The sequence below is a fragment of the Variovorax sp. LjRoot84 genome (genome assembly GCF_964254305.1).
GTDB lineage: Bacteria > Pseudomonadota > Gammaproteobacteria > Burkholderiales > Burkholderiaceae_C > Variovorax.
In genome coordinates this window covers 339,981-362,812 of record NZ_CAXUTE020000001.1, presented here as the reverse complement: position 1 = coordinate 362,812, position 22,832 = coordinate 339,981, and the positions used below count along the sequence as shown (strand labels likewise).

Genomic DNA, 22,832 nt, shown 5'->3' with positions numbered 1-22,832 from the left:
GCCTCACATCGAAGCCAACGCATCGAGCAGCGCGCCCGAATGCGCATGCGCGCCGAACACGCCGCCCTGCATCGTGATCATCTTCAAGGCTGCGAGATGGTTGCCGTGGTCAGTCGCGGCCGTGCAGTCCGACAGCAGCAGGCATTCGAAGCCGCGGTCGTTGGCGTCGCGCATCGTCGTGTGCACGCACACGTCGGTCGTGATGCCGGCCAGGATCAGGTTCTCGATGCCGCGCGTGCGCAGCACCAGCTCGAGATCGGTGGCGTAGAAGGAGCCCTTGCCGGGCTTGTCGATCACCACCTCGCCCTCGATCGGCGCAAGCGCGGGAATGATCTCCCAGCCCGGCTCGCCGCGCACCAGGATGCGGCCGCAGGGGCCGTCGTCGCCGATGCCCACGCCGCCGGCGCCGATCTGGCGCGAGCGCCAGCGCTTGTTGGCCGGCAGGTCGGCCAGGTCGGGGCGATGGCCCTCGCGCGTGTGGATGATGTGGAAGCCGAGTGGGCGCAGGCGCGCCAGCGTGCGCGCGATCGGCGCGATCGGCGCCTGCACGAGCGACAGGTCGTAGCCCATCACGTCGACGTATCCGCCCTTGCCGCAGAAATCGGTCTGCATGTCGATCACGATCAGCGCGGTGTTGTCGGGCCGCAGTGCGCCGTCGTAGGGCCAGCGATAGGGCTCGGCCGCGACGTAGCGTTCGTTCATAAGGCCTCCGGTCCCTTGTAGCTGCGCTCCGGCGGCTCGAAGCCGAAGCCGCTGCCGTCCTTCACTTTCACCTCATCGCTCCACGGCAGCTTGTAGCGGCCGGCCGCCATGTCCTGCATGTAGGTGTAGGGGCAGTCCTGTGCGCCGCCTTTCACCGCGACGTAGCCGCGGTGGTAGAGCTGGTAGATGTTGTTCTCCACGCCCCAGCCGGTGCGGGCCTCGCGCGCCAGGTCGGGCCGGAGCTCGGCGGTGATGATCTCGTCGGGCCGGCCGCCGCCCTCCACCAGCACGGTGCCGTCGAAGTTGCAGAACATGCCCTCGCCCATCGAGTCGAAGGTGCCGTCGCTGCCGCACATGCAGACGCTCGCGGTGTACGCGAGATTGCAAAAGGCGTTGGCCTGGTTGGTGATGCGCCAGGCATGGCGGATCGGCGCCGTGTAGCCCGCTGTGCGGACGATGATCTCGGCGCCCTTGTACGCGGCCTCGCGCGCCATCTCGGGCAGCATGCCGTCGTGGCAGATGATCAGGGCCAGCTTGCTGCCCTTGGGCCCGTCGCACACTGGCACGCCGATGTTGCCGGGCTCCCAGGGTTCGACCGGCACCCACGGATGCATCTTGCGGTAGTAGAGGCGCAGGGCGCCCTGGTCGTCGATGATCAGGCCGCTGTTGTAGGGATTGCCGCCGGGGTTGGCTTCCATGATCGAGAAGCAGCCCCAGATCCTGTTGTCGATGCAGGCCTTCTTGAAGGCCGCCACCTCGGGCCCGTCGAGCGAACACATGATCTCGGGCGCGGTGTCCATCGAAAGGCCGTGCAGCGCGTATTCCGGGAACACCACCAGGTCCATGGTCCCCTGGTTGCGCCGCGCCTTGGCCACCAGCTCGCAGATGCGCTGCGTCTGCGCCGCGAGATCGGCCTTGGTCTTGACGACCGGCAGCTGCAGCTGCACCAGCCCGAGCACGACGCCGTTCTCCGATTTGTTGAGACCACCCAGACCGCTCATCGCTTGGTTCCTTTCTCAGCGGGTCGACGACAGCTCGCCGGGACTGCCTGCCGCCACGCTGCCCGGCTTGCAGGTCAGCACCAGGATCACCAGCGTCAGCACATAGGGCACCGTGTTGAAGAGGTGGTAGCCCCAGCCCACGCCGATCGATTGCAGCGCCGGCCCGATGGCGCCGGCACCGCCGAAGAGCAGCGCCGCGCCGATGCAGCGCAGCGGACTCCAGCGCGCGAAGATGACCAGCGCCACTGCGATCAGCCCCTGCCCGCTCGAGATGCCCTCGTTCCAGCTGCCCGGATAGAAGAGCGTGAGCGAGGCTCCACCGAGCCCGGCGATAAAGCCGCCCGCCGTGGTGGCCGCGATGCGCAGCCCCGCGACCGAATAGCCGAGCGCACGCGTTGCATTGGCCGAGTCGCCCGCCATGCGCACCAGCAAGCCGATGCGCGTGCGCGCAAAAGCCCACCACAGCAGCAGCGCGAGCGCGATGCCGATCGGCACCAGAGCGTTGACCTGCAGCGCCGAGCGCACCACCGGGTTGTCGCTCCAGTCGCCGAGCGGAATCGCCGGCAGCTGCGGCGCCTGCGGCTGGATCAGCGGCTTGCCGAGGTAGAACGCGAGCCCGGTGCCGAGCAGCATCAGCGCAATGCCGGTCGCAACGTCGTTGACGCGGTCGAGCGAGCACAAGAGGCCATGCAGCAGCGCCAGCAGCGCACCGGCCGCGGCGCCGATCAGCACGCCGAGCCAGGCCGAGCCGGTGAGCCAGGCGCCGCCGAAGGAGGCCATGGCCGACAGCACGAGCACGCCTTCGAGGCCGAGGTTGATGCGGCCCGATTTCTCGGTCAGGCATTCGCCGAGGCTCACGAAGAGAAATGGTGCGCCGACGCGCAAGGCGCCGCCGACGATGCCGGCCACGAGTGCGATCCATTGATCGGCCGTCATTGACTAACCTCCGCGCCATGCGCTTCGGTGCTATTCGACTTGGGAGCGGCCCGGCGTCTCATACGGGCTCCTTGCGCATCTGCGGCTCGGCGGGACGCGGCATGCGGTTCTTGAGCAGCGTCTTCCAGTCGACCATGCGCAGCCCCTCGCTTGCAAGAATCAGCACGAAGGCGATGCCCTGCAGCACCAGCACCGACGCATCGGGCAGGCCGAGCCGCCGCTGCAGCAGGCTGCCCGCGGCGCCGAAGCCGCCGAACAAGATCGCCACCGGAATCACGGCCACCGGGTTGTGGCGCGCAATGAAGGACACCAGGATGCCGGCATAGCCGTAGCCCGCGATCAGCGAGGCGTTGGCGTTGGTGTGAACCGCCGCGACTTCGACCGCGCCGGCCACGCCGGCACAGGCGCCGCCGAGGCCGCAAGCGGCGAGGATCAACCGGTTCGCGGGCAGCCCGACCAGCTGCGCGGTGCGCGGATTGCCGCCCACCACCCGCACCGCAAAGCCCGAGGCCGTGGCGCGCAGCCACAGCCCCGAGGCCAGGCAGGCCACGATGCCGATCGCGAGCCCCCAATGCACGTCCGAGCCGCCGATGCCGCCGATGGCCAGCCCCTCCGCGAGCGAGCGCGTGGCCGGCTTGTTGAGGCTGGCAGGATCGCGCAGCGCGCCCTCGACCCAATGCTTGAAAAGCCCGATGGCGACATAGGCCAAGAGCAGGCTGCTGATGGTTTCGTTGATGCCGCGGTACTGGCGCAGCCAACCGGCCAGCGCGATCCACAGCGCACCGGCCAGCGCGCCGGCGAGGCACAGGGCCACGGTGCCGACGATGTTGCCCGGCAGCGGCAGCGCATAAGGCAAGGCCGCGCAGGCCAGGCCGCCCAGCACCAGCGCGCCCTCGCCGCCGATCACGACCAGGCCGGCGCGCGCGGGGATCGCGACGCACAGCGCGGTGAGCATCAGCGGCGCGGCGCGCTGCAAGGTGTTCTGCCACGAGAACCAGTCGCCGAAGGCGCCCTTGAAGAGGATGACCCAGACCTCCAGCGGGCTCACGCCGGCGAACCAGACGAAGACGCCGAACAGCAGCAGCGCCGCCGCGATGGCGAACACCGGGAGGGCCGCTTCTTTCAATGCGTTGGGCATCGTCGGCTCGCGAGCAGCGGATGGATCAGCCGATCGAACCGACCACGCCTTCCACGAGGTAGTTCATCTTCTCGAGCTCGAGATCGGTCTGCTTGAGCGCCTTGCCGGCGGGGATGACGACCACGCCTTTGTTGTCCTTCAACCCGCCCTGGAAGATGTCGAAAGTCCCGGCGATCATCTTGGCCTTGATCTCGTCGGCGTTCTTCTTGGCCGCGTCGCTCACCATCGGTCCGTAGGTCGAGGTCTTGACATAGCCCTCCTTCAAACCGCCGCGCAGGAAGTTGGGATGCGGCTTGCCGGCCTGCGCCGCTTCGATGATGGTCTTGTAGGCCGTGAGCCAGTTCCACTCGGCGCCGGTGAGGTAGGCGTTGGGCGCCAGCTTGGCCTGGCTCGCGTGGTAGCCGCAGACCATCTTGCCGCGCTTGGCCGCGGTCTCGACCACCACCTTGGGGCCGTCGACGTGCATCGTGAAGACATCGCAGCCCTGGTCGGCCAGGCTGTTGGTGGCCTCGGCTTCCTTGACGGCCATCGACCAGTCGCCGGTGAAGATCACGCTGCAGGTGATGCCGGGCTTGACCGAGCGCGCGCCCATGGTGAAGGCATTGATGTTGCGCAGCACCTGCGGAATGGGCTTGGCCGCGACGAAGGCGATCTTGTTGCTCTTGGTCATGTGGCCGGCGATCACGCCGTTCAAGTACTGGCACTCGTCGATGTAGCCGAAGAAGCTGCCGGCGTTCTTCGGATGCTTGCCTTCGGACCAGAGGCCGCCGCAATGCGAGAAGCGCACGTCGGGGTTCTTCGGTGCCACGGCCAGGATGTGCGGATCGAAGTAGCCGAAGGAGGTGGGGAACAGCAGCTTGGCGCCGTCCTGCGCGATCATGCCGGTCATGGTCTTCTGCACGGCCGCGGTCTCGGGCACGTTCTCTTCTTCCACCAGCTTGATGCCGGGCATCTTCTTGAGCTCGGCCGCGGCCTGCGCATGCGCCTGGTTGTAGCCGTAGTCGTCGCGCGGGCCAACGTAGATCACGCCCACGGTCAGCGGCTTCTGCGCGCTCGCCAGCGCGCTCCAGCCGCCGAACGTGGTGGCGGAGGCAAGTGCGGCGAGGGACTTGAGGGAATCGCGGCGGTTGAACTGGCTCATGGTTGCTCCTGGAAGTAGGTGGGGACTGGGAGGGATTGATCAGGCAAGCAGGCTCACGTGCGCGGCCACCACGCGCCAGCCCTGGTCGGTGCGCATCCAGGTCTGGCTCTGGCGTCCCGTCTTCGCGCTGCCTTCGCGGCGGAACTCGATGTTGGCGGTGGCGAAGTCGCGGCCATAGGTGGTGATCGCGGTGCGCAGCACGTCGCGTGCCAAGCCCTGCGAGGGCCGCGCGGCGCGGAAGGCCTGGATTTCTTCGTAGCCGTAGAGGTTCTCGGTCGCGCCGTAGCGCAGCGTGTGCGGGCTGTTCCAGAACAGTTCGTCGAGCACCTCGACCTTGTTGTGGACCAGCGCGTCTTCGTAGCGCGCGAAGGCGGCCGTCACTTCGGCCAGCACGTCGGGGAGGTTGATCTCGGGCGTCATCGTGTCGTTCTTCACGAGAGGGTGGCGACGGGCGACTGCACCACGCCGGCCGATTCGAGCGCGGCGGCCACGCGCAGCACCAGGTCTTCGCGCCAGGGCGCGGCGATCACCTGAACGCCGATCGGCAGGCTCGCGTGCGCACCCCACACCGGCACGGCGCACACCGGCAGGCCGATGCACGAGATGGGCTGGGTCAGCACGCCCATGTTGGGCCGCACCTGCACGCGCTGGCCGTTGAGCTCGAACCATTCGGCGCCGATGGGCGTGGCGGCGCAGGGCGTGGCCGCGGCGAGCAGGATGTCGAAGCGCTCGAAGACCCGCGCCGCCTGCTCGGCATAGAGGCGCCGCACGCGCTGCGCGCGCGCCACCCAGGCGGCCGGCAGCAGCGCGCCGGCCAGGAAACGGTCGCGCGAGAGCGGCTCGAAGTCCTGCGCGCGCGTGCGCAGATCGCTCAGGTGCAGCGCTGCGCCTTCCGAGTTGGTGATCAGGAAAGCGGCGGCGCGCCCGGCCTCGACCATCGGCAGCTCGACGGTGCGGCTCGCGCCCAGTGCCTGGGCCACGGCGTCGACCGCGGCGAGCGCCTCGGGCTGTGCGCGCTGCCGGAACCAGCCGCCGAGCACACCGACGCGCAGGCCCTGCACGCCGCGCGACAGCAGGTTGGCGACCGGCTCCACGGCGCGCTGGGCGCAGCCAGGGTCGCGCGGCGCCAGTCGTTCCGGTCCCTGCATGGCGTCGTAGGCCAGTGCCAGGTCGCGCACCGAACGTGCAAAGGGCCCGAGGTGGTCCAGGCTCGAGACGAAGGGATAGCTGCCGGTGCGCGGCAGCCGGCCGAATGTGGGCTTGAGCCCGAACACGCCGTTGAGCGAAGCGGGCACGCGGATCGAGCCGTTGGTGTCGGAGCCGAGCGCGAGCGCCACCTGGCCGGCCGCCACCGCGGCGCCGGAGCCGCCGGAGGAGCCGCCGGCGATGCGGTCGAGGTCATGCGGGTTGTGGGTCGCGCCGACATGGCTGTTCTCGGTCGTGAAGCCGTAGGCGTACTCGTCCATGTTGAGCGCGCCGACCAGCACCGCGCCGGCGCTTTCGAGGCGGCGCACCAGCGTCGCGTCGCTGCGAGCGGGCATGCGGTCGCGCTCGATCTTCGAGCCGGCCAGTGTCGGCAGGCCGGCGATGTCGAACAGGTCCTTGACCGCGAACGGCACGCCGAGCAGCGGCAGCTCGCGCGTGCGCACGCCGTGCGCGGAGGCCAGCGAGGCATCGACCTGGCCGGCGCGGCGCAGCGCGCGCTCGCGGACCACCTCGGTGAAGGCGTTGACGCGGCCGTCGGTCGCGGCGATGCGGTCCAGGCTGGCCTGCGCCAGCGCGACCGCGCTCACCGCGCCCGAGCGCACCGCCTGCGCCATCACGGCGGCATCCTGCAGCAGCAGGGCGGCGGGTGTCATGCGCCGGGCTCCGGGGGTACGACCGGCGAGAAGTGGACGGCCGGTTCTGCGTGCGGGTCCAGCGGCACGGCCTCCACCACCTCCGCGAATTCGGCCGCGAGCGCGAAGTAGCGCAGCACGCCGGCGCGATGGTCGGGCCGCAGCTTCAGATCGAGCGCGGCCGCCGCGGCATCGACGTAAGCCTCGATCTGCCTGGGTGTCATCGTCTCACCTCGCGTTGGAAGATCTCGAGGCTCAGCTTCTTGGTGCTGATGAAACTCGGCGCGCTCAGCGTCTCCAGCGTGCGCGGGCGCGCATCGGCGTAGTCGAGGATCTCGGCCACCCGGGTCGGCCGCTTGGTGAGCAGCAGCACCTGGTCGGCCAGGTACACCGCCTCTTCCAGGTCGTGCGAGACCAGCAGCATCGTGGTGCCGGTCTGCATGAAGACTTCCTGCAGTTTCTCGCGGATGAAGAGCGTCATCTCGAAGTCGAGCGCGGAGAAGGGCTCGTCGAGGAACAGCACCTCGGGATTCGGCGCCAGCGCGCGCATGATCGAGGCCGTCTGCTGCTGGCCGCCCGAGAGCTCGTACGGATAGCGGTGCAGATCGAACTTGACGTCGAAGGAAGCGACCAGTTCCGCCATGCGCCGGTCGACCTCGGCCTTGGAGCGGCCTTCGAGCTTGAGCGGGTAGGCGATGTTGTCGATGGTGCGCATCCACGGGAACATCGCTTCGCGGTAGTTCTGGAACACGTAGCCGATCTTGGTGTCTTTCAGCGACTTGCCGTCGAACAGGATCTCGCCCGAGTCGATCGGAATCAGCCCCGCGATCATGTTGATCAGGGTCGACTTGCCGCAGCCGTTGGGCCCGAAGACCGAGACGATCTTGTGTTTTGGAATGTCGAGGTCGAAGTCCTCGTACAGCGGCCAGCCTGCGAAGTACTTGGTGAGGCCGCGGATGGTGATGTGCGTGCCGGCCGGGCCGGGCGCGAAGACGGGCTTCGGCACATCGGCATACACCGGGCCGTTGATGACGGTGTCGACGGCTGCTCTCATCTTCCGCTCCAGTGCACGATGCGGCGTTCTGCGAGCAGGAAGAGGATGTTGAGCGCATAGCCCAGCGCGCCCGCCGCGAGGATCGCCGCGTACATGCTCTTGACGTTGAGCACCTGCTGCGCATCGATGATGCGGTGGCCCAGGCCGTTGTCGGAACCGATGAACATCTCGGCCACGATCACGATCACCAACGCCATCGAGACTGCCGAGCGCAGGCCGACGAAAGAAGGCTGCAGGCTCTCCCACACCAGCACGTCCTTGAAGATCTGCCAGCGCGAGGCGCCCATCACGCGCGCTGCCATCACGCGCTGCTTGCGCGCGTTGATCACGCCGTAGGCGCTGTTGAACACCACGATCAGCAGCGCGCCGAAGGCCGCGATGGCCACCTTGTTGACGTCGGACACGCCGAAAATCAGGAGGAACAGCGGGATCAGCGCCGACGACGGCGTGGAGCGGAAGAAGTCGATCAGGAACTCGACGCTGCGATAGGCCTTCTCGTTGCTGCCGAGCAAGACGCCCAGCGGCACGCCGATGGCCGCCGCGATCAGGAAGGCCTGCAGCGTGCGCCAGACCGTGACCGCGAAATCCATCAGCAGCGGGCCGCCCGCCAGGCCGGTGACCAGCGCCGCGATGGTGTCGGCCGGCGTCGGCAGCAGGATCGGCTTGATGAAGCCGAGCCGCACCACCAGGTCCCAGAGGATGAACAGCACGATGGGGCCGATGGCGGGCAGCCACTTGCTCCATGACGACTTCTTCGGCGCGGCAGCGGCCGCGGCGCCGGCGGTCCATGGCGTGGCAGCCGCGGGGCTGGTGCTCGTGGTGGCCATGATCAGCCCTTGTAGAGCAAGCCGTCCACCGGCACCTTCTTCTCGAAGATGCCTTTCTCGGTGAACAGGTCGTAGAACTTCTGGAAGTAGGCGACGTCGCTGGGCTTGAACTCGTTGTAGAGCATGTACGAAGCCAGCGGCACCTCGGCCGTGAGCGCACCCTCGATCGCGGTGTAGCCCTTCATGTGTTGCCGCGCGTCCCCGGGCTTGGTGCGCACCAGCTCGACGCCGCGCGCGTAGGCGGCGATGAATTTCTTTGCTGCTTCGGGATTCTTCTTGATGAATTCGGTGGTCAGGCTGGCGGCGCCGCCATGCCACGGCGCCATCGGATCGCCGAGGATGTACTTGGCGACGACGCCGGCCTCGATCACGCGCGTGGTGCCGTTCATGCGGCCGACCGTGCCCGTGGGCTCCAGTGTGTAGCAGGCATCGACCTGACCTGCGACCAGCGATGCGACGTGCTGGCCGATCGGCAGTTCGGAGACCATCGCGCCGGTGGCGCCGGCGCGCTCCAGCATCGTCTTGCACAAGGTCATGTTCTGGATGCCGGGACCGGAGGCGACCTTCTTGCCCTTGAGCTCGGCCATGGTCTTGATCGGGCTGTCCTTGGCGACGATGAACTCGTCGAGCACGAACTTGGCGTTGCTCGGGTTGGTGCAGAAGATCTTGAACAGGCCGGGCTGCGCGATCTCGCCGATGGCGAGGTTGGCCGAGCCGGTGCCGTTGGAGCTGCCGTCGGAGCGGCCGGAGAGCATCGCTTCCATCACCTGCTGCGCGCCGGCGAACTTGAGCGGCTCGACCTCGAGGCCGGCTTCCTTGAAGTAGCCGCGATCGATGGCCGCGAAGAAAGGCAGGCCCGCCGCCACCGGCCAATAGCCGATGCGGATCTTCGGCGCGGCCTGGGCCAGCACCAGCGAGGGTGCGGCGAGCGCGGCGATGCCCGCGGCGCCGGCTTGCAGCACACGTCGTCGCGACGCGGCGGGTATCGAGTTGACGATGCTCATGGAACACTCCTTGTCGTTGCCTTGCGGGATTCGATGTAGCGGCGCCAGCCGCCCAGATGCGTGATGTCTTCGGCGCCTTCGAGCGCCAGCCCTTCGCAGAGAAAGCCCTGCACGCTGCTGCCGTCGGCCAGCGCCAGGGTGCCGATGCCGAGCGGCGCCGGAATCAGCGACACGAAGGAGCCGTAGTGCGCGAGCGGCATCTGCCACACCTCGACCGCGATCGCCGCACCTTTCGTGCCCGGCACGCGCACCAGTCCGGGCTTGGGCGGCACCGTGCCGGGCAAGGCGTAGAGGCGGTAGTGCGGCGCGGTCGCCGTCTGCGCCACGAGCGTGGCGCCGCGCTCCGTCAGCTGGCCGTTCAGCGGCATGCCCGACAGGTGTGCGCCGACCACCGCGAGCCTGACCATGGGCTCGGCCGCGATCAGCGGCAGCGCCTCGGGCGCGGGCAGCGGTGCACCGGTCGCGCCCAGCGGCAGGCCGGTGGCGTGGTGGAAGCGCTGGCCCAGCTCGGCCAGCTGGAAGTCGCTGCCCGAGCGGCCGATCAGCGTGATGCCGAAGGGCAGGCCGTCCTCGCGCAGGCTGCTCGGCACCGAGATCGCCGCATAGTCGAGCAGGTTCACGAAGTTGGTGTATTCGCCCAGGTTGCGGTTGAGCGCCACCGGCGCGGCCTGCATCGCGTCGGTCGTGTAGTGCGCGGGCGCGGTGGGCACCAGCAGCACGTCGATGTCGCGCCACATCGCGGCCGCGCGCTGGCCGAGTGCGTGCAGCTTCGCGCGCGCATCGACGAAGTCGGCCGCGCTGTAGCGCCGGCCCGCGGCCAGAATGCCGCGCACCGGCTCGATCACTTCGCTTTCATGCGCGTCGAAGAAGCCGCGGACGGCGGCATAGCGCTCGGCGACCAGCGCGCTGTCGTAGAGCAGCGCCGCGGCTTCGGCCAGCGGCGCGTAGTCGATCGCCACCGGCGTACCGCCCAGGGCCTGCATCTGCGCGACGGCGCGTTCGAAGGCGACCGCCGACAGCGCATCGCCGAAGAAGCGCGGCGCCGAGGGCAGGCCGAAGCGGAAGCGCGCGGGCAAGGGTTCGGCGGCGAGCTTCAACTCGCGCGAATAGGGATCTTCGGCATCGAAGCCCATCGCCGCCTGCAGCACGCGCGCGGCCAGGCCCACGGTCCTTGCGAAGATCGACACGCAATCGACGCTCTGCGCCGCCGGCACCACACCGCGCGCGCTGATCAGGCCGCGCGAGGGCTTGATGCCGACGATGTTGTTGAGCCCGGCCGGCACCCGGCCCGAGCCTGCGGTGTCCGTGCCCAGGGCGAAGTCGACCTGACCGGTGGCGACCACGTAGGCCGAGCCGGAGCTCGAGCCGCCCGACACGTAGCGCGCATCGAAGCTGTTGGGCACGGCCCCATAGGGCGAACGGGTGCCGTTCAGGCCGCAGGCGAACTGGTCGAGATTGGTCTTGCCGGCGAGGCTTGCACCGGCATCGAGCAGCCGCTGCACCACATGCGCGTGGGTGGCCGGCGTATAGGCGAAGGCAGGACAGGCCGCCGTGGTCGGCATGCCGGCGGCGTCGATGTTGTCCTTGGCGGCGAAGCTGAGGCCGGTGAGCGGGCCTGCGGGTGCGCCGGCCAGCGGCGGGTCGAGCCGCGCGATCCATGCCTGCGCGGCCCCTCCGTTCACTTGGTCTGACCCCTCGCCGCGAAGCGAGGCCTTTTCATGCACCATCATCAAGCATCCTGTCTTGTGTACAAGACGAGATGCAAGTGGCGTGCCAGCGGAATGCGGCGCAAGGCCGCTGTCCTGGTTGGGCTAGCGCTTGTGCTCGCGGTACAGCACCATGCCCGCGTGGTAGAGCACGCCGTCACGGAACTCGCCGTCGGCGGTGAAGCCGGTGTCGTCCACGTAGTCGATGTGATCGCCGGCGAGCACATAGCGGCCCTGATAGGCGCTCTTGCGATTGCCGCGCGCCTCGTCGTAGCGTCCGCCGGGCAGGAGCTCGTGGCGGATGTAGCCGTCCTTGGTCACCCACATGCCGGCGTAGGCGTTCTGGTCGTTCGATCGGTTGTTGGTGGTCGTCATTGCCTTGGGTCCTTGAATCGAGTCGGGGGCGCGTTGCGCGTCGGCGGGCGGCGCCGTCATGACGCCCATGGCGAGGCCGAGCAGAAGCAGATGGCTGTGCATGGTCGGGCTCCTTTTCAGTGGGGGCTCGCTGTCGGGCGCGCGATGATTTCGCTGGCGTCCACGTCCTCCGGCTGCTCGATCGCAAAGGCGATGGCGCGCGCGATGGCCGTGGGCGACTCGGTCACGCCCGGCGAGATCACGGTGACGCGGATGTCGCCGCCCGCCTCCTGGCGCAGCCGTTCGGAGATCGCGTGCACCGCGAACCTGGAGGCGCAATAGACGAACTGCCCGCAGCCCTGCGCGCGCATGCGCGGCAGGCCGGCGGCGATGCCGTGCAGCACGCCGCGCACGTTGACGTCGAGCATGCGGTCCCACTCGTCGACCTTGAGTCCGGCGTTGTTGACGATCACGTCGACGCGGCCGAAAGCCTCGGTCGCCTCGTCGATGAAACACTGCATGCTGGCGCGCCGCGTGACGTCGAGCGCCTGGTAGCGTGCCGAACCGCCGGCTTCGACGATCTCATTGGCGAGCGCATTCAGCCGGCCGATGCGGCGGGCCCCGAGCAGCACGCGCGCGCCGCGCTGTGCCAGGAGCCTGGCGGTGGCTTCGCCGATGCCGCTGCTCGCGCCGGTGATGGCGACGACTTTTCCTTCGATTCCTGACATGCTGCGTTCCTTGGCTGCGGGGGAGTGGAACGAAGTCTAGGAACGAGGGAGCATGAGGCGGTAGCCGATTCGCCCGCGCTTCTTGCCTGATCCTGCAAGGCGCAGCTTCAGAGCACGGACAGCGGCTCGAACGCAACGCCCTGGCCAGCGGCCCGCCTGATCGGCTCCGGGTCGACGCCGGAGCGCAGCGCGCGCAGCAGCGCGGTGTCCATGTAGACGCGCTCCTCGGCGATCTTGCCGTCCCTCAGCCGAAACTTGTCGACACCGCGCCAGTCGAAGCGCTTGCCGCCGACTTGGCGCGTGCACTGCCATTCGATGATCACGATGTCGCCGCGCGAGCTCCAGTCCAGGAGCTGCCAGACGAGGTCGGGCGCGGCCTCCCGCTGCACGTCGTTCAGGCGCCCGAGCTCGTTGCCGGCAATGGGGCGATCGACCAGCGGCGTGCGCAGCACCCCGTCCGGATGCCAGAGCGCGAGAAAGGCCTCGCCATCCCTCGCGGCCCATGCGGCGGCGAATTGGGTGATGAAATCCTGGATCTCTGCGTCGGTCATGGATCGGCTCGCTTTCGTTGTAATGACGCAGCGATGATCGCGAAGCGCGGTGCACTTGCCCGGCCATATCCGGACATCATCATCCGAGCAAGCACTCATGAAAGGTCTACCGTGAAGATTCTCGTGACCGGCAGTTCCGGCCACCTCGGCGAGGCGCTGATGCGCAGCCTGCAGGCCACGACGCACGAGGCAGTCGGCATCGACGCGCTGGCGTCGCCGTACACACGCCATGTCGGTTCGATCGCGGACCGCGCCCTCGTGGCCCGCTGCATGCGGGGCGTCGATGCCGTGGTCCACACCGCGACACTGCACAAGCCCCACGTCGCCACGCACAGCCGCCAGGACTTCGTCGACGCCAACATCACGGGCACGCTGAACCTGCTGGAAGAAGCGGTGGCCGCAGGCGTCGGCGCCTTCGTCTTCACCAGCACCACCAGCGCCTTCGGCCGTGCGCTGACGCCGCCGCCGGGCGCGCCGGCAGCCTGGGTCACCGAGGACGTGGCGCCGGTGCCGAAGAACATCTACGGCGCAACCAAGGTCGCGGCCGAGGACCTGTGCGAACTGTTCCAGCGCCAGCAGGGGCTGCCCTGCATCGTGCTGCGGACCTCGCGCTTCTTTCCCGAGGAGGATGACCAGCGGCATGTTCGCGAACGCTACGAGGACGCGAACGCGAAGGTCAACGAGTTCCTGCATCGCCGGGTCGACGTGGAGGACGTGGTCGAAGCGCACCTGCTCGCCATCGAACGCGCGGCCGGGATCGGCTTCGGCCGCTACATCATCAGCGCGAGCTCGCCCTTCACGCGCGAGGACTTGCCGACGCTGCGCACCGACCTGCCCGCGGTGGTGGCACGCCACGTGCCGCAGTTCGAGGCCGAGTACGCGCGGCGCGGGTGGCGCATGTTCCCGGAGATCGACCGCGTCTACGTCAACGATCGCGCACGCGCCGAGCTCGGCTGGCGGCCGCGCCACGACTTCCAGGCGGTCATCGAACGCCTGCGCACCGGCGGCGACCATCGCAGCGCGCTGGCGCAAGCGATCGGCTCCAAGGGCTACCACGCGACCGTCTTCGCGGACGGCCCCTATCCGGTGGAATAGCTCGAAGACAGCTCAACCGCGCTTCGCCGCGCGGTAGAGCCCTTCGACCTTGGGCACGTTGGCCTCGAGCTTGGCGATGCGGTCCGGCCCGCTCGGGTGCGTCGAAAGAAAACTCAGCCCGCCCTGGTTCTTCGAGGCCTGCGCCATCTTGTTCCACAGCGAGATCGAAGCCTTCGGGTCGTAGCCGGCGCGCGCGGCGAGTTCGAGCCCGACCAGGTCGGCATCGGTCTCGTCGCTGCGGCTGAACTTGAGCGTGAGCAGTTGCGTGCCGGCCCGCGCCGCAAGGTCGCCGGCCTGCCCGAGGCCCAGCAGCTGGGCCGTGATCGACAGCGCGGCGCCCGTGCCCGCGCTCTTGGCCAGGCGGGCGCGCGCATGCTCGCGCAGCGCATGCGCCATCTCGTGGCCCATCACGATCGCGACCTCGTCGTCGCTGAGCTTGAGCTGGTCGAGGATGCCAGTGAAGAAGGCGATCTTGCCGCCCGGCATGCAGAAGGCGTTGATCTGCTTGCTGCCGATCAGATTGAGCTCCCACTTCCAGCGCGCGGCGCGCTCGTTCCATTGCGCCGCGAACGGGATGATGCGTGCCGAGATGGCGTGCAGGCGCTGCAGCTGAGCATTGCCCTCGCCGGCCAGCGCGCCCTTGGCCCTGGCCTGCGCCATCAGCTCGCCGTATTGCTGCACGCCGGCCTGCTCGACGTTCTCGGCCGGCACCAGGTTGCGCGCCACCGAGGACTTGCCGACCTCGACCTGCGCGAGCGCCGGCGTCACCGCGGCCGCGCCCGCAGCCAGCAGAAATGCGCGGCGGGCTTGCCAGGTTCCGGAGCGAGAAGTGCAGCGCAAACACATGCGGGAATAATAAGAGAGCCCCAAAGACCCTCATTCATGTCCGCACCCCCGGCTGACGAAGCCTCTCCTGCCCTGCCTTGGCGCGACGCGCTCAAGGTTTATCTCGAACCGGCCACGCTGCGCATGCTCGCGCTGGGCTTCTCCGCGGGCCTGCCTCTGCTGCTGGTGCTGGGCACGCTGAGCTTCCGGCTGCGCGAGGCGGGCATCGACCGCACCACCATCGGCTACCTGAGCTGGGTCGGCCTGGCCTATGGCTTCAAGTGGGTGTGGGCGCCGCTGGTGGACCGGCTGCCGATCCCGCCGCTGACCACGCTGCTCGGGCGCCGCCGCGGCTGGCTGCTGCTGGCGCAGGCGACGGTGATCGCCGGCATCGTCGGCATGGCTTTCAACGACCCGCGCGCCGGGCTCGCGCCGCTCGTCTGGTGCGCGCTGCTGGTGGCTTTCGGCTCGGCCACGCAGGACATCGCGCTCGACGCCTTCCGCATCGAATCGGCCGCCACGCGCAAGCAGGCCGCGCTGGCGGCGGCCTACCAGACCGGCTATCGGCTCGCGATGATCTGGGCCGGCGCCGGCGTGCTGTGGATCGCGGCCTGGGCCGAGATCGCCGGCAGTGCGGGCTACCAGAATGCGGCCTGGAAAGCCGCCTACCTCGTGATGGCGGCTTCGATGGCGGTGGGCGTGATCACGGTGCTGCTGTCGCCCGAGCCGGTGCGCGTGGCGCTGCCGAAGGCGAAGAACGCGGCCGAGTGGCTGCAAAGCGTGCTGATCGAGCCCTTTGCCGACTTCATCCGCCGCTACAAGTGGCAGGCCGCGCTGATCCTCGCGCTGATCGCGGTCTACCGCATCAGCGACGTGGTGATGGGCATCATGGCCAACCCCTTCTACGTCGACATGGGTTTCACCAAGGACGAGGTGGCGACGGTCAGCAAGATCTACGGCGTGGTGATGACGCTGGCCGGCGCCTTCGTCGGCGGCGTGCTGTCGATGCGCTTCGGCGTGATGCGCGTGCTGATGCTGGGCGCGGTGCTGAGCGCCGCGAGCAACCTGCTGTTCGCCTGGCTAGGAACGCGCGGGCACGACCTCACCGGCCTGGTGCTGGTGGTCTCGGCCGACAACCTGGCCGGCGGCATCGCATCGGCCGCCTTCATCGCCTATCTGTCGAGCCTGACCAACATCAGCTACTCGGCCACGCAGTACGCGCTGTTCAGCTCGCTGATGCTGCTGCTGCCCAAGTTCATTGCCGGCTACTCGGGCGTCTTCGTCGACCACTATGGCTACGGCGCCTTTTTCATCGGCACCGCGGCGCTGGGTGCGCCGGTGCTGCTGCTGGTGGCGCTGGCCTCTCGAGCCTTCAAATCAGCGCCATAATGACTCCATTTCGGAGGCATTCGATTGGCCAATCTGTCGATCAAAGGCGTTCCTGACGATATCGCCGAGCGCCTGCGGCAACGCGCCGCACGCAACCACCGTTCGCTGCAAGGCGAGCTGATGGCCATCATCGAACAGGCCGCCGGGGAGCCGAAGCCCGTGCCCTCCCACGCCTTTCAGCGCGCGAGCAAGTCCATCGAACAGATCGCGGCCGAGCACCGCGCCCGCTTCCCGCAGCCCATCGCCCACGGCCCCGACGCGGTCGACATCATTCGCACCGAACGGGACGTCCGGTGAGGGCGCCGGCCCCCGCTCTCCCCGCGCCGCCGAACCGCCGGTGCCCTACCTGATCCGGCCGCCGATGGTGGTCGACTGCAGCGCGCTCAGCGCCGTGCTGTTCGACGAGCCGATGCGCGATGCCGCGCTGGCGCGCCTGGTCGGCCACAGCCTGCACGCGCCGAACCTGCTCGATCACGAGATCGCGAGCGTCGCGCTCAAGAAGCTGCGGCAGGACTGGCCTGCGGACTCCGTCGCGCTCGCGCTGGCCGACCGCCACGCCTACGACATCCAGTTGCACCCGGTCGACATCGCCGCGCAATACGAGCTGGCGCAGCGCTACCAGATCTCGGTCTATGACGCCGCCTACCTGTGGCTCGCGGCCGAGCTCCGGGCGCCGCTCGCCACCTTCGACCCGAAGCTCGCCGCCGCTGCCCAGGCGCACCTCAACGGCGCGCCTTGAGCCGGGGGATTGACCGACATCGCGATCCGGCAACCAACTGGTAGTCTTGCGCCACGTCCATCCCACCCCTTTCCCCAGCACCGTGCCCTCCTGCATTCCTCCTCTTCAGATCAGCGCCTACACCGCGACCTCGGCCGTCGGCATCGGCAAGGAAGCCCTCGTAGCCGCCCTCGAACAATCGAAGAGCGGCCTGCGCGCCAACGATTTCGGCGCCACGCCGCTTCCGACCTGGATCGGCCGCGTCGACGGGCTCGAATCGCTCCGGCTGCCCGAAGACCTGGCCGGCTGGGATTGCCGCAACAACCGCCTGGCTTGGCTCGGCTTGCAGGCCGACGGCTTTATCGAAGCGGTGGCGGCGGCGCGCGAGCGCTACGGCGCGGCGCGCATCGCGCTGGTGCTCGGCACCTCCACCTCGAGCATCGGCGAGACCGAACTGGCCTACACGCAGCTCGACGCCGACGGAGGCTTCCCGGCCGATCAACGGCGGCCCCTGGTCCACACGCCCCATTCGCTCGCGATGTTCGTGCAGCAGGCGCTCGGGCTCGAAGGCCCGGCCGAGACCATTTCGACCGCCTGTTCGTCGAGCGCCAAGGTCTTCGCTTCGGCCGAGCGGCTGATCCGCCTGGGCCTGGTCGACGCGGCCGTGGTCGGCGGCGTGGACACGCTGTGCGGCAGCGTGCTGTTCGGCTTCAATTCGCTCGAGCTGGTCTCGCCCGAGCCCTGCCGGCCCTTCGACGCCACTCGCAACGGCATCAGCCTGGGCGAGGCCGCGGGCTTCGCGCTGCTCGAGCGCGGCGCCGGCAGGCTCGAACTGCTGGGCTACGGCGAGGCGAGCGACGCCCACCACATGTCCACACCCCATCCCGAAGGCATGGGCGCGGAGCGCGCACTCGACGATGCGCTGGCGCGCGCCGGCCTCGCGCCCGACGCCATCGACTACATCAACATGCACGGCACGGCCAGCATGAAGAACGACGAGGTCGAGGGCGCGCTGGTGGCGCGCCGCTTTCCAGCAGGCACGCATGCGAGCTCGACCAAGGGCTTCACCGGCCACACGCTGGGCGCGGCCGGCATCGTCGAGGCGGTGATCAGCCTGCTGGCCATCGAACGCGGGCTGAAGCCGGGCACCGTCAACACCACCACGCTGGATGCCGAATGCGGCCCGCAGATCAGGCTGCGGCCCGCGCACGGCGAGGTGCGTTACGCGCTCTCCAATTCCTTCGGCTTCGGCGGCAACAACTGCTCGCTGGTGTTCGGCAAGGGGGCCCGCGCATGAAGACGCCGACCCTCTACATCGAAGGCCCGGCCTTCTGGGCGCCGACCCTGCCGGGCTGGGAGACCGCACGCGCCGTGTTCCGCGGCGAGGCGCAGCCGGCCGATCCGCCGGCCAAGCGGCCTTCGCCGCAGTTGCTGGCGCCGGCCGAGCGGCGGCGCGCGCCCGACACGGTGGCGCTCGCGCTCGAGGTTGCGGCGGCCGCGATCGCCGCCTCGGGCCGCGACGCCGCGCAGCTGCCCTGCGTGTTCGCCTCGGCGCACGGCGACCTCGGCATCAACGACTACATGTCCAGCACGCTCGCCAGCGACCCCAAGCTGCTGTCGCCGATCAAGTTCCACAACTCGGTGCACAACGCGGCGGTGGGCTACTGGACCATCGGCACCGGCTGCATGGCGGCGAGCAATTCGGTGTCGGCCTACGAAAGCAGCTTTGCGACCGCCCTGCTCGAGGCCGCGGCGCAGTGCGCGGCCGACCAGGAGGCGGTGCTTCTGGCCGGCTTCGACGTGCCCGCCGTGGGCGCGCTCGCCTCGGTGGTCACCAGCCGCGAGCTGCTGGCCGTGGCGCTGGTGCTCGCACCTGCGCGCACCGAACGCACAGTGGCCTCCTTCGAATGGTCGCTCGCGAGCGGCGCGCCGGCCGCGCCACGCCCGCCTTCCGACGCGGCGCGCGCGTTGAAGGCCAATGCGATGGCCGACGCGCTGCCCTTGTTCGAAACCCTGGCGCGCGGCAAGCCGGAGGCGCTCGCCCTGCCGCTGTCGGCCACGCTGTCGCTGCAACTGCGGCTCGAACCGCAGGGCTGAGGAAGCCGCCATGAACCCCATCCTTCGCCGGCACGATGTCGTGATCATGGGCGGGGGACTGGCGGGGCTCACGCTCGCGCTGCAGCTCAAGCGGCGCTTCGCCGACATCGACATCGTGGTGCTGGAGCGCCGCGCGCATCCGGTGCCGCATGCGGCGCATAAGGTGGGCGAATCCTCGGTCGAGATCGGCGCGCACTACTTCGACACGGTGCTGGGCCTCAAACCGCACATGCACGGCGCCCAGCTGCGCAAGTTCGGCTTCCGCTTCTTCTTCAGCGAGGGCCGGCGCGACATCGACCAGGTGACCGAGATCGGCGCCAGCCGCTACCTCGCGGTGCCGAGCTACCAGATCGACCGCGGCATCTTCGAGAACTACCTGGCCGAGGAAGCCACGCGCCGCGGCGTGCGCTTCGTCGACAGCGCACTGGTGCGCCGGATCGAGCTGGCCGACGACCCGCGCGAGCCGCACCGGCTCAACTGGACGCAGGACGGCGAAACCCACCTCGTCCACGCGCGCTGGCTCATCGACGCCTGCGGGCGCGCCGGCATGCTCAAGCGCAAGCTCGGGCTGGCCGAGCCCAATGCGCACGACTGCAATGCCGTGTGGTTCCGCATCGGCGAGCGCATCACCATCGACGACTGGTCCGACAACGCCGAGTGGCGAGCGCGCTGCGAGCCGCAGGCGCGGTGGCTCTCGACCAACCACCTGGTCGGCGCCGGCTACTGGGTCTGGCTGATTCCGCTGGCCTCGGGTTCGCACTCGGTCGGCATCGTGGCCGACCCGCGGCTGCATCCGATGGAAACCATCGACAGCTTCGACAAGGCGATGGAGTGGTTCCGGACCTGGCAGCCGCGCCTTTTCGACGAACTCGACGGCAAGCGCCATCTGCTGCAGGATTTCGCCTTCTTCCGCGACTTCTCGTACGGCTGCAAGCAGGTGTTCTCGGGCCGGCGCTGGGCGCTGACCGGCGAAGCGGGGCTCTTCCTCGACCCCTTCTATTCGCCGGGCAGCGATTTCATCGCGATGAGCAACACCTACATCACCGACCTGATCGCGCACGACCGCGCCGGGCGCTCGGTGGATGCGCGCGCCCAGCTCTACGACCAGATCTACCACTCCTTCTACGAAAGCACGCTCGCGCTCTACACCGACCAGTACCCGCTCTTCGGCGACCCGGAGGTGCTGCCGGTGAAGGTGATCTGGGACTACACCTACTACTGGGGCGTGCTTTCGCAGATCTTCTTCCAGCAGCGGCTGACCGACCTCGCGCTGCTGGGCAGCCTGCGCGACGAGCTCCAGCATTGCCAGCGGCTCAACTTCGCGGTGCAGGACTTCCTGCGCGCATGGTCGGCCGTGAGCGCGAAGCGCAATCCGGCCGTGATGCTGGACCAGGCCGCGCTGCCGTGGTTTGCCGAACTCAACCGCAGCCTCAACGACCGGCTCGACGACGAAGCCTTTCGGACACGCATGCGGGCCTCGGTCGAACAGCTGCGTGCGCTGGCCGGCGAGATCCTGCTGCGCGCCACCCGGGAGCACCCGGGCCTCGACGGCCTCGCCCTGCGCGCCGTGCTAGCCGAGAAAATGACGGCCGCCTCGCCTGGCCCGGCGCCCGCCTCCATGCTCTTCGCGCCGAACTGATCGATACCAGTCGCTTCGAGGTTTACGCCAACTTTACGGAGCGTTCAAGCCTGCTTGGCGCCACAGGGAGAACCTACAACCATGAGCACCCCCCAACTCCTGATGATCGAAGACGACGCCCGCCTGGCGCAGATGGTGGGCGAATACCTCACCCAGTCGGGCTTCGGCTTCAGCCACGCCGCGGATGGCGCCAGCGGGCTCGAGCTGCTGCAGCAGCGCTCGCCCGATCTCGTGATCCTCGACCTGATGCTGCCGGACACCGACGGCCTCGAGGTCTGCCGCCGGATTCGGGCCCTGCCCAACGGGCTGGCCAAGGTGTCGGTGCTGATGCTGACCGCCAAGGGCGACCCGATGGACCGCATCATCGGCCTGGAGATCGGCGCCGACGACTACCTGCCCAAGCCCTTCGAGCCGCGCGAACTGCTGGCGCGCATCCGCGCCGTGCTGCGCCGCCGCAGCGAAAGCACGAGCGCGGCGGCGGCCGCCACCGTGATGCGCTTCGGCACGCTGGAGATCGACCGCAACGCGCGCACGGTCACGGTCGGCGGGGCGCCGGCGGACCTCACCTCCTACCAGTTCGACCTGCTGGTCGCGATGGCCGAGCGCGCCGGCCGCGTGCTCACGCGCGACCAGATCATGGAAGCCGTGCGCGGCCGCGAGCTCGAGGCCTTCGACCGCTCGATCGACGTGCACATGGGCCGCATCCGTGCGGCGATCGAAGTCGACGCCAAGAATCCGAAGCGCATCCTCACCGTGCGCGGCGTGGGCTACGTGTTCGCGAAGCAGCAGGACTAGGACAGCCCCTGATGTTGCGCAATCTCTACCGGCGCCACCTCTACGTCCGCATCTGGCTGGCGGTGGTGGCCGGCGTCGTCATCCTCACCCTCACCGCCAACTGGATCGTGCGCGAGGCGGCCGAGAACGAGCGCGAGCGGCTGTCGGCCGTGCCGCGCGAGGTTGTGGTGCTCAACAACCAGGACCGCGCCATCGGCACCGGCAGCGCCGTGCGCGTGCCCGGCCAGGGGCTCGAATTCGACGTCACGCTCGAGGACGGCCGCGCGCTCTCGCTGCGCGTGGCGCCGCGCCCGCGCCCGAGCGGCACCAGCGGGCTGACGGCCTGGCGCACGCCTTTCGGGCTGGGCTGGATGGTCGCACTGGTCGGCGTCGCCGTGGCGCTGGGCGTCTACCCGATCGTGCGCCGGCTCACCAAGCGCCTCGAGGCGCTGCAACGCGGCGTGCAGCGCTGGGGCGAAGGAGACTTGTCGGTGCGCGTCGCCGAAGAAGGGCAGGACGAAGTGGCCGATCTTTCCAATCGATTCAACGGGGCGGCGGCCCGCATCGAGCAACTGGTGCGCTCGCACAAGTCGCTGTTGGCCAATGCCTCGCACGAGCTGCGCTCGCCGCTCACGCGCATCCGCATGGGACTGGAACTGATGGGCGAGCGGCCGAGCGAGGCCGCGCGCGAGGAAATTGCGCGCAACATCGCCGAGCTCGACCAGCTGATCGACGAGATCCTGCTCGCGAGCCGGCTCGACGCCAAGGAAGCCGACATGGGCACGGTCGAAACGGTCGACCTCACCGGCCTGGCTGCCGAAGAGTGCGCGCGCGTCGATGCCGAACTCGACGTGGCCGAAGACGCCAGCAGCGACGCGCTGACGGTGCGCGGCGTGCCGCGCCTGCTGCGGCGCGCGATCCGCAACCTGCTCGAGAACGCGCGGCGCTACGGGGCCGGCGAGATCAGCGTGCAGCTCGACAGCACCAGCAGCGCCGCCGAGATCCGCGTCAACGATCGCGGCCCCGGCGTGCCGGCCGCGCTGCGTGATCGCATCTTCGAACCCTTCTACCGGCTGCCGGGCGCCAGCGAGCGCAACGGCGGCGTGGGCCTCGGCCTGGCGCTGGTCAAATCGATCACCGAGCGCCATGGCGGCAGCGTGCGCTGCGAAGACCGCCCCGGCGGCGGCGCCAGCTTCGTCATCGCACTCCCGAACTAAGGCCTCCCGGCTTTTCACTGCGCTTCGCTTCGTGTAACTCCACCCCCCGAGGGGGAGGCGCGCCCCGCCTTGGGGCGGTCCGGCGGCGGCCGCCGAAG

25 protein-coding genes are annotated in these 22,832 nt (G+C 69.1%); 9 read left to right on the top strand and 16 right to left on the bottom strand.

Annotated elements, in window-relative coordinates; all coding sequences use genetic code 11:
• Positions 1-3 precede the first annotated feature (3 nt).
• The 15 genes from biuH to ACSQ9I_RS01800 all read right to left on the bottom strand — a co-directional run bounded on the left by biuH (position 4) and on the right by ACSQ9I_RS01800 (position 12,980).
• Positions 4-702, bottom strand: a complete 699-nt coding sequence (gene biuH / locus ACSQ9I_RS01870; protein ID WP_436312088.1) for a biuret amidohydrolase — start codon at positions 700-702, stop codon at positions 4-6.
• Entirely contained in the window at positions 699-1,703 is a 1,005-nt protein-coding gene (locus ACSQ9I_RS01865; protein ID WP_093104257.1) for a formamidase, read from the bottom strand. Before ACSQ9I_RS01865 ends, biuH begins: the two co-directional genes overlap by 4 nt.
• Positions 1,704-1,718: 15 nt before the next feature.
• Positions 1,719-2,639, bottom strand: coding sequence for an ABC transporter permease (locus tag ACSQ9I_RS01860; protein ID WP_093104259.1), 921 nt, complete (start codon positions 2,637-2,639; stop codon positions 1,719-1,721).
• A gap of 58 nt (positions 2,640-2,697) precedes the next feature.
• The gene (locus tag ACSQ9I_RS01855; RefSeq protein WP_436312087.1) at positions 2,698-3,777 is read right to left on the bottom strand and encodes an ABC transporter permease; all 1,080 of its coding nucleotides are present in this window, start codon (positions 3,775-3,777) and stop codon (positions 2,698-2,700) included.
• Positions 3,778-3,802: 25 nt separating this feature from the next.
• A complete protein-coding gene (locus tag ACSQ9I_RS01850; protein WP_436312086.1) occupies positions 3,803-4,918 on the bottom strand; it encodes a BMP family ABC transporter substrate-binding protein in 1,116 nt (371 codons plus the stop codon).
• A 39-nt stretch (positions 4,919-4,957) separates the two neighbouring features.
• A complete protein-coding gene (hpxZ, locus tag ACSQ9I_RS01845) occupies positions 4,958-5,338 on the bottom strand; it encodes an oxalurate catabolism protein HpxZ (RefSeq protein WP_436310247.1) in 381 nt (126 codons plus the stop codon).
• An 11-nt stretch (positions 5,339-5,349) separates the two neighbouring features.
• On the bottom strand, positions 5,350-6,777 hold the full coding sequence (locus ACSQ9I_RS01840) for an AtzE family amidohydrolase (protein WP_436312085.1): 1,428 nt from the start codon (positions 6,775-6,777) through the stop codon (positions 5,350-5,352).
• Positions 6,774-6,980 carry an AtzG-like protein gene (locus ACSQ9I_RS01835; protein WP_436292376.1) on the bottom strand — a complete coding sequence of 69 codons (207 nt, stop codon included), beginning with the start codon at positions 6,978-6,980 and terminating at the stop codon, positions 6,774-6,776. The genes ACSQ9I_RS01840 and ACSQ9I_RS01835 overlap by 4 nt, the downstream gene beginning before the upstream one ends.
• The gene (locus ACSQ9I_RS01830; RefSeq protein ID WP_436312084.1) at positions 6,977-7,810 is read right to left on the bottom strand and encodes an ABC transporter ATP-binding protein; all 834 of its coding nucleotides are present in this window, start codon (positions 7,808-7,810) and stop codon (positions 6,977-6,979) included. Before ACSQ9I_RS01830 ends, ACSQ9I_RS01835 begins: the two co-directional genes overlap by 4 nt.
• Positions 7,807-8,637 (bottom strand): ABC transporter permease, encoded by an 831-nt coding sequence (locus ACSQ9I_RS01825; RefSeq protein WP_093104268.1) that lies wholly within the window; start codon positions 8,635-8,637, stop codon positions 7,807-7,809. Before ACSQ9I_RS01825 ends, ACSQ9I_RS01830 begins: the two co-directional genes overlap by 4 nt.
• Positions 8,638-8,639: 2 nt before the next feature.
• Entirely contained in the window at positions 8,640-9,641 is a 1,002-nt protein-coding gene (locus ACSQ9I_RS01820; RefSeq protein WP_093104269.1) for an ABC transporter substrate-binding protein, read from the bottom strand.
• The gene (gene atzF / locus ACSQ9I_RS01815; protein ID WP_436312083.1) at positions 9,638-11,371 is read right to left on the bottom strand and encodes an allophanate hydrolase; all 1,734 of its coding nucleotides are present in this window, start codon (positions 11,369-11,371) and stop codon (positions 9,638-9,640) included. Before atzF ends, ACSQ9I_RS01820 begins: the two co-directional genes overlap by 4 nt.
• A gap of 81 nt (positions 11,372-11,452) precedes the next feature.
• Complete coding sequence (locus tag ACSQ9I_RS01810) at positions 11,453-11,824, bottom strand: Atu4866 domain-containing protein (RefSeq protein ID WP_436292374.1); 372 nt, start codon at positions 11,822-11,824, stop codon at positions 11,453-11,455.
• Positions 11,825-11,838: 14 nt separating this feature from the next.
• Positions 11,839-12,429, bottom strand: a complete 591-nt coding sequence (locus ACSQ9I_RS01805) for an SDR family oxidoreductase (protein WP_436292373.1) — start codon at positions 12,427-12,429, stop codon at positions 11,839-11,841.
• Between the two features lie 107 nt (positions 12,430-12,536).
• Positions 12,537-12,980, bottom strand: a complete 444-nt coding sequence (locus ACSQ9I_RS01800; RefSeq protein ID WP_436312082.1) for a nuclear transport factor 2 family protein — start codon at positions 12,978-12,980, stop codon at positions 12,537-12,539.
• 111 nt (positions 12,981-13,091) lie between these two features.
• Here ACSQ9I_RS01800 and ACSQ9I_RS01795 point away from each other — a divergent pair, with 111 nt between their 5' ends.
• Positions 13,092-14,075, top strand: coding sequence for an NAD-dependent epimerase/dehydratase family protein (locus ACSQ9I_RS01795; RefSeq protein ID WP_436312081.1), 984 nt, complete (start codon positions 13,092-13,094; stop codon positions 14,073-14,075).
• Between the two features lie 12 nt (positions 14,076-14,087).
• On the opposite strand, the gene ACSQ9I_RS01790 is transcribed toward ACSQ9I_RS01795, so the two are convergent.
• Positions 14,088-14,921: a M48 family metallopeptidase gene (locus ACSQ9I_RS01790; RefSeq protein WP_436312080.1), complete on the bottom strand. Its 834-nt coding sequence runs from the start codon at positions 14,919-14,921 to the stop codon at positions 14,088-14,090.
• A 36-nt stretch (positions 14,922-14,957) separates the two neighbouring features.
• Here ACSQ9I_RS01790 and ACSQ9I_RS01785 point away from each other — a divergent pair, with 36 nt between their 5' ends.
• The 8 genes from ACSQ9I_RS01785 to ACSQ9I_RS01750 all read left to right on the top strand — a co-directional run bounded on the left by ACSQ9I_RS01785 (position 14,958) and on the right by ACSQ9I_RS01750 (position 22,734).
• Positions 14,958-16,289: an AmpG family muropeptide MFS transporter gene (locus ACSQ9I_RS01785; RefSeq protein WP_436308397.1), complete on the top strand. Its 1,332-nt coding sequence runs from the start codon at positions 14,958-14,960 to the stop codon at positions 16,287-16,289.
• 24 nt (positions 16,290-16,313) lie between these two features.
• Positions 16,314-16,586, top strand: a complete 273-nt coding sequence (locus ACSQ9I_RS01780) for a FitA-like ribbon-helix-helix domain-containing protein (protein ID WP_436292369.1) — start codon at positions 16,314-16,316, stop codon at positions 16,584-16,586.
• 40 nt (positions 16,587-16,626) lie between these two features.
• The gene (locus tag ACSQ9I_RS01775) at positions 16,627-17,028 is read left to right on the top strand and encodes a type II toxin-antitoxin system VapC family toxin (protein WP_436312079.1); all 402 of its coding nucleotides are present in this window, start codon (positions 16,627-16,629) and stop codon (positions 17,026-17,028) included.
• 82 nt (positions 17,029-17,110) lie between these two features.
• A complete protein-coding gene (locus ACSQ9I_RS01770; protein WP_436310246.1) occupies positions 17,111-18,304 on the top strand; it encodes a beta-ketoacyl-[acyl-carrier-protein] synthase family protein in 1,194 nt (397 codons plus the stop codon).
• Positions 18,301-19,104 (top strand): beta-ketoacyl synthase chain length factor, encoded by an 804-nt coding sequence (locus ACSQ9I_RS01765; RefSeq protein WP_436308394.1) that lies wholly within the window; start codon positions 18,301-18,303, stop codon positions 19,102-19,104. The genes ACSQ9I_RS01770 and ACSQ9I_RS01765 overlap by 4 nt, the downstream gene beginning before the upstream one ends.
• A 10-nt stretch (positions 19,105-19,114) precedes the next feature.
• The gene (locus ACSQ9I_RS01760) at positions 19,115-20,743 is read left to right on the top strand and encodes an NAD(P)/FAD-dependent oxidoreductase (protein ID WP_436312078.1); all 1,629 of its coding nucleotides are present in this window, start codon (positions 19,115-19,117) and stop codon (positions 20,741-20,743) included.
• Positions 20,744-20,824: 81 nt separating this feature from the next.
• On the top strand, positions 20,825-21,538 hold the full coding sequence (locus tag ACSQ9I_RS01755) for a response regulator (RefSeq protein ID WP_093104284.1): 714 nt from the start codon (positions 20,825-20,827) through the stop codon (positions 21,536-21,538).
• 11 nt (positions 21,539-21,549) lie between these two features.
• Entirely contained in the window at positions 21,550-22,734 is a 1,185-nt protein-coding gene (locus tag ACSQ9I_RS01750) for an ATP-binding protein (RefSeq protein ID WP_436292365.1), read from the top strand.
• The last annotated feature ends 98 nt before the right edge of the window (positions 22,735-22,832 follow it).

What these genes read in the sequence shown, in the direction of transcription:
- ACSQ9I_RS01855 (WP_436312087.1), bottom strand. Translation starts at nt 3,777, where the DNA reads ATGCCCAACGCATTGAAAGAAGCGGCCCTCCCGGTGTTCGCCATCGCG.
- ACSQ9I_RS01805 (WP_436292373.1), bottom strand. Translation starts at nt 12,429, where the DNA reads ATGTCAGGAATCGAAGGAAAAGTCGTCGCCATCACCGGCGCGAGCAGC.
- ACSQ9I_RS01810 (WP_436292374.1), bottom strand. Translation starts at nt 11,824, where the DNA reads ATGCACAGCCATCTGCTTCTGCTCGGCCTCGCCATGGGCGTCATGACG.
- ACSQ9I_RS01765 (WP_436308394.1), top strand. Translation starts at nt 18,301, where the DNA reads ATGAAGACGCCGACCCTCTACATCGAAGGCCCGGCCTTCTGGGCGCCG.
- ACSQ9I_RS01755 (WP_093104284.1), top strand. Translation starts at nt 20,825, where the DNA reads ATGAGCACCCCCCAACTCCTGATGATCGAAGACGACGCCCGCCTGGCG.
- ACSQ9I_RS01860 (WP_093104259.1), bottom strand. Translation starts at nt 2,639, where the DNA reads ATGACGGCCGATCAATGGATCGCACTCGTGGCCGGCATCGTCGGCGGC.
- biuH (WP_436312088.1), bottom strand. Translation starts at nt 702, where the DNA reads ATGAACGAACGCTACGTCGCGGCCGAGCCCTATCGCTGGCCCTACGAC.
- ACSQ9I_RS01825 (WP_093104268.1), bottom strand. Translation starts at nt 8,637, where the DNA reads ATGGCCACCACGAGCACCAGCCCCGCGGCTGCCACGCCATGGACCGCC.
- ACSQ9I_RS01830 (WP_436312084.1), bottom strand. Translation starts at nt 7,810, where the DNA reads ATGAGAGCAGCCGTCGACACCGTCATCAACGGCCCGGTGTATGCCGAT.
- ACSQ9I_RS01760 (WP_436312078.1), top strand. Translation starts at nt 19,115, where the DNA reads ATGAACCCCATCCTTCGCCGGCACGATGTCGTGATCATGGGCGGGGGA.
- ACSQ9I_RS01835 (WP_436292376.1), bottom strand. Translation starts at nt 6,980, where the DNA reads ATGACACCCAGGCAGATCGAGGCTTACGTCGATGCCGCGGCGGCCGCG.
- ACSQ9I_RS01840 (WP_436312085.1), bottom strand. Translation starts at nt 6,777, where the DNA reads ATGACACCCGCCGCCCTGCTGCTGCAGGATGCCGCCGTGATGGCGCAG.
- ACSQ9I_RS01820 (WP_093104269.1), bottom strand. Translation starts at nt 9,641, where the DNA reads ATGAGCATCGTCAACTCGATACCCGCCGCGTCGCGACGACGTGTGCTG.
- ACSQ9I_RS01785 (WP_436308397.1), top strand. Translation starts at nt 14,958, where the DNA reads ATGTCCGCACCCCCGGCTGACGAAGCCTCTCCTGCCCTGCCTTGGCGC.
- ACSQ9I_RS01800 (WP_436312082.1), bottom strand. Translation starts at nt 12,980, where the DNA reads ATGACCGACGCAGAGATCCAGGATTTCATCACCCAATTCGCCGCCGCA.
- atzF (WP_436312083.1), bottom strand. Translation starts at nt 11,371, where the DNA reads ATGATGGTGCATGAAAAGGCCTCGCTTCGCGGCGAGGGGTCAGACCAA.
- hpxZ (WP_436310247.1), bottom strand. Translation starts at nt 5,338, where the DNA reads ATGACGCCCGAGATCAACCTCCCCGACGTGCTGGCCGAAGTGACGGCC.
- ACSQ9I_RS01850 (WP_436312086.1), bottom strand. Translation starts at nt 4,918, where the DNA reads ATGAGCCAGTTCAACCGCCGCGATTCCCTCAAGTCCCTCGCCGCACTT.
- ACSQ9I_RS01750 (WP_436292365.1), top strand. Translation starts at nt 21,550, where the DNA reads ATGTTGCGCAATCTCTACCGGCGCCACCTCTACGTCCGCATCTGGCTG.
- ACSQ9I_RS01865 (WP_093104257.1), bottom strand. Translation starts at nt 1,703, where the DNA reads ATGAGCGGTCTGGGTGGTCTCAACAAATCGGAGAACGGCGTCGTGCTC.
- ACSQ9I_RS01790 (WP_436312080.1), bottom strand. Translation starts at nt 14,921, where the DNA reads ATGTGTTTGCGCTGCACTTCTCGCTCCGGAACCTGGCAAGCCCGCCGC.